Origin of the sequence: Psychrobacter pasteurii (assembly GCF_900162815.1) — a bacterium.
GTDB lineage: Bacteria > Pseudomonadota > Gammaproteobacteria > Pseudomonadales > Moraxellaceae > Psychrobacter > Psychrobacter pasteurii.
This window is the reverse complement of sequence record NZ_FUGD01000097.1, coordinates 1-4261: the sequence shown is the minus strand read 5'-3', so window position 1 is coordinate 4261 and position 4261 is coordinate 1. Positions and strand designations below refer to the sequence as shown.

Here is a 4261-nt window from a genome sequence, read left to right as displayed (position 1 = left end):
TTGCTACTGTGTAAAGAGTTCCCCCATGCCTATACCTATCAGCGTAGGTGGCATGGCGAAAGGTGGCAACTTAGGTTGCTATGGGTCGCAAAGATTCCCTCACCATAACCTCTAGGTTTGGTGGTGGGAGTAGGTCAAGCCGGTTATTATAGTTAATTTTCTTAAGCTTGCGTCACTATTTGACCTTATTTTTTAGCTTTCACGGCAGGCTGTCTAGGCCAGATCGCTAACGGTTCGCTAACTGATAATACCGCGATTAAATACCTCTCGAAGCTCAAAACTGGTATGCACCTGACTAACCCCTTCAATACGGTTTAACCGATGTAATAAAAACTCTTCATAGTGGGCCATATCTCGGACCACAACCTTTAGTAAATAATCCTCGCTACGACCGGTGACAATACTACAGCTCACCACCTCATCAAAACTTTGAATTTTATCTTCAAACTGAGCAAACCGCTCTGCTGTGTGTCGATCCATACTCACCGCGATATATATCGCTAAGCTATAACCTAGCTTCTGTGGGTTTACTTCGGTGTGGTATCCAGTGATGATGCCACTTTGCTCCAGACGTTTAATACGCCTAGCACAAGGGGTGGCAGATAAGTGAACCGCTTCGGCAATATCAGTAATGCTCATACGCGCATCTTGCTGTAGCAGTACTAGGATTTGACGGTCGACATTATCAATTTCAAAGGCATCTGGATGGTTTAGGTCAGCTGAACGGCTTATCATAGTCATTAATAGGGTTTCCTGCTTGTATGTTAGTGTTTTTAGCTAATAATTATGTTGTTTATAGATTTTAACACTAATTAACATCGAAATTCAGGGTCATTTTGCAGTATTATTTTCAATATACTTTGTTATGATATTCAGTATAGATTAATATATAAAGCAGCCAGCAACGACTCGCTATATAATACTTATTAATTTTGTTGTACCTAGCTGTTAATTGTTATTAAAAATATTAGACCAAAGAGGGCAACCCATGAGCCAAGTTACTAGCCATTCACCAGTTGTTGAACCAAAAGTTAAGCCAAAATTCGAAGCATTTGATTTTCGCAAATATCAACCGTTTGCGTTTGCACCCAATCTACCAGATCGTACTTGGCCGAACAAAACCATTGAAAAAGCCCCAACTTGGGCCAGTGTGGATCTGCGTGATGGTAACCAAGCTTTAATTGACCCAATGACCATTGAGCAAAAAATGCAGTTTTTCAAACTGTTGGTTGAAGTGGGTTTTAAAGAGATTGAAATTGGGTTCCCGTCAGCGGCGCAAGTGGAATTTGATTTTGCTCGTAAATTGATTGAAGAAAATCATATTCCTGATGATGTGACCATTCAAGTCTTAGTTCAAGCTCGTGAGCATTTGATTGAGCGTACTTTTGAGGCATTACAAGGGGTGCGTCGTGCGGTAGTACACGTTTATAACTCAACCAGTAAAGTGCAGCGTGACAAAGTCTATGCCAAAGACTTAGAAGAGATTAAAGAGATTGCGATTAAAGGCGCGAAGATGCTGCAAGATCATGCGGCTAAGCACCCAGATACTGAGTGGGTATTCCAGTACTCACCAGAGAGCTTCAGCCAGACTGAGCCGGATTATGCGGTTCAAGTTGTGAATGCGGTGAACGAGGTATGGAAACCAGAAGAGGGGCAACAAGTTATTATTAACTTGCCTGCTACAGTTGAGTCGTCTATGCCAAACGTCTATGCCGACCAAGTTGAATACTTCTGTCGCCATGTAAAAAACCGTGAACATATCATTGTTAGCTTGCACACTCATAATGACCGAGGCAGTGCCGTAGCAGCCGCTGAGCTTGGCGTGCTGGCAGGAGCAGATCGTATTGAAGGTACCTTGCTAGGTAATGGTGAGCGTACCGGTAATATGGACATTATGATTATGGCCATGAACCTTTATAGCCAAGGCGTTGATCCTGAGCTAGATTTAAGTGACATGAGCCGTATCGTGCAGATAGTCAGTGAGTGTAACAACTTACCTGTACACCCTCGTCATCCTTATGTCGGTGAATTGGTATTTACAGCCTTTAGTGGTTCGCACCAAGATGCCATTAAGAAGTCGCTTGACTACAATGAGAAAAACAGTGAGGCAACGCAAAACATTTGGGATGTGGCCTACTTACCAATTGACCCAGCACACATTGGTAGAAGCTATCAAGATGTGGTACGCATTAACAGTCAGTCAGGTAAAGGCGGCGTGGCTTATATCTTACAGCGTAACTATGGCTTTAACCTACCACGCTGGATGCAGATTGACTTTAGCCGTGTGGTACAACAAAAAGCAGAAGATGTGGCTCGCGAGCTGAAAAACGAAGAGATCTTGGAAGCATTTGAAAGTACTTACCTTCAAAACTCAGGTTATGAGCTATTAGACCATAACATTAATAACAAGGGTGGTGAGGTTGAGTTTAGTGGTCAAATGACCTTAAATGGTGAGACAATCGATATCTCTGGCCATGGTAACGGTCCGCTATCTTCCTTCATCGATGGGGTGGCTCGTCATACTGGCAAGCAGCTTCACATTATTAACTACTCAGAGCACGCAATTAGTCCTGAGTTCACTTATGATGAAGAAGATGAGGCTCAAAGTGACAAAACCAATGCCAAAGCTGCTGCATATATTCAGCTAAACGTAGATGGTGAGATTTACTCTGGCATTGGCACTCATACCAGTACCGTGTCAGCCATGCTAAAAGGGGCACTATCAGCACTGTCTCAAGCGTTTTAAGCTAAAGGCTAAGCCTGATATTAGTAAAAAGTGTTTATAAAAAAAAGACCTGTCAAGTTTGACAGGTCTTTTTTATGGATATCTCTTTATTTCGACCAGATGTTCTTATGCTTTTGTAGCAGTTCTTCATCCGATTCAATACGCTCAGGGTCTTCGATAATACAATCGATGGGACAAACTTTGACGCAGGTTGGCTCTTCATAGAATCCCACGCACTCTGTACAAAGCTCGGGGTCTATAACATAAGTCTTTTGCCCTTTTTGATCATAGCTAATGGCTTCATTCGGGCACTCAGGTTCACAGATGTCACAATTGATACACTCAGAGGTAATCTTTAGTGCCATTATTATCTCCTAAAAAGTTACGGTTCAATATTCACCTAAAATCCAGCCACTGATATAGGCAAAGTACTCACGAAACCATGAATTATATCGGGTTGCTAAAGGGGTAGGGCTCGCCAAAGTCACTAGGTTGGTGTAACCCTGATGCTCGGCAATCGCTTTTGATCGAGGGATATGAAAGTCACTGGTTACGATGGCAATTGGGTCGTCTAAGGACACCTGTTTATCAGCTAAAATCTTTTGACTAAATAAAAAGTTCTCTTCGGTACTGGTGCTCTTTTTTTCTTGATAAATATCATCCAATGGGATGCCGTATAACGCATGTAGATATTGCGCCATGGCCTCGCCTTCGCTTCGGGTTTCACCGACACCAACACCGCCACTGGTGATGACCACAGCTTCGGGCTGCTGCTCGATTAAGGGTACGGCTGCGTCTAAGCGGCTGGCTAATGTGGGGGTTGGTATGCCATTTTGGATACCCCCTCCTAAAATAATAATGGCCTCTACCTTCTCATAATTCTCATCAACTTCGCTAATTTGGTTATGTAAGTTATAGGCAAATAAGATAAAGCTTAATAGCCACACACCAAATGCACCCCAAAGTATCTTCCACAGTTTGCGTAAGCTGCGGTGGTTACTAAGAATGCTTTGGATTTTAGACCAACAAAATGCGTGGATAAGAAAAATAAGGCCTATCAAAAACGGCACGACGGTACCGAAGTTAATCTTATCGGCAGCAATTAGGAAAGTACAGTCAATGACTAGCACCCAGCCAGCAACCATGAGTAACACTCTTAGAGCTTTGGACATATTTTTTGGTTTATGGTGAGAATTAGCGACATATTATAACGTTTATCACCGGTCGCCGTAAAACCACCTATTTCAGGGGTGGATATAAGGCGACACACACTGTCGTAAGAAGTCGTTAAAGGGTTGTAAGCTAAAATTAATCTTGCCATACTAAGCATATGAAAACACTCAAGCTACGCATTAAAGACAAACACATAAAAGAGCTGAATCAACTAAGCGGTTCAGTGAACTTCGTGTGGAACTATATTAATGCACTTTGCTTTGAGCATCTAAAACGTACCGGTAAGTACTTTTCAGCCTATGATTTAAACCAGTACACCAAAGGTAGCGGTGAATATTTAGGATTACACAGTCAGACCTTACA

The 4261-nt window shown here is 42.4% G+C and carries 4 protein-coding genes and 1 pseudogene; 2 read left to right on the top strand and 3 right to left on the bottom strand.

What is annotated here, in order from left to right:
* Nucleotides 1-237: 237 nt before the first annotated feature.
* Nucleotides 238-735: an Lrp/AsnC family transcriptional regulator gene (locus A1232T_RS08865; RefSeq protein ID WP_095532556.1), complete on the bottom strand. Its 498-nt coding sequence runs from the start codon at nucleotides 733-735 to the stop codon at nucleotides 238-240.
* Between the two features lie 253 nt (nucleotides 736-988).
* Between A1232T_RS08865 and leuA the strand changes: the two genes are divergently transcribed.
* Complete coding sequence (gene leuA, locus A1232T_RS08860; protein WP_077449082.1) at nucleotides 989-2746, top strand: 2-isopropylmalate synthase; 1758 nt, start codon at nucleotides 989-991, stop codon at nucleotides 2744-2746.
* 86 nt (nucleotides 2747-2832) lie between these two features.
* Here leuA and A1232T_RS08855 read toward each other — a convergent pair whose 3' ends face one another.
* Nucleotides 2833-3090 carry a YfhL family 4Fe-4S dicluster ferredoxin gene (locus tag A1232T_RS08855; protein ID WP_077449081.1) on the bottom strand — a complete coding sequence of 86 codons (258 nt, stop codon included), beginning with the start codon at nucleotides 3088-3090 and terminating at the stop codon, nucleotides 2833-2835.
* A 24-nt stretch (nucleotides 3091-3114) separates the two neighbouring features.
* On the bottom strand, nucleotides 3115-3897 hold the full coding sequence (locus A1232T_RS08850) for a YdcF family protein (protein ID WP_077449080.1): 783 nt from the start codon (nucleotides 3895-3897) through the stop codon (nucleotides 3115-3117).
* A 158-nt stretch (nucleotides 3898-4055) separates the two neighbouring features.
* Here A1232T_RS08850 and A1232T_RS08845 point away from each other — a divergent pair.
* Nucleotides 4056-4261 (top strand): annotated as a pseudogene (locus tag A1232T_RS08845) (RNA-guided endonuclease InsQ/TnpB family protein); the annotation flags it as partial.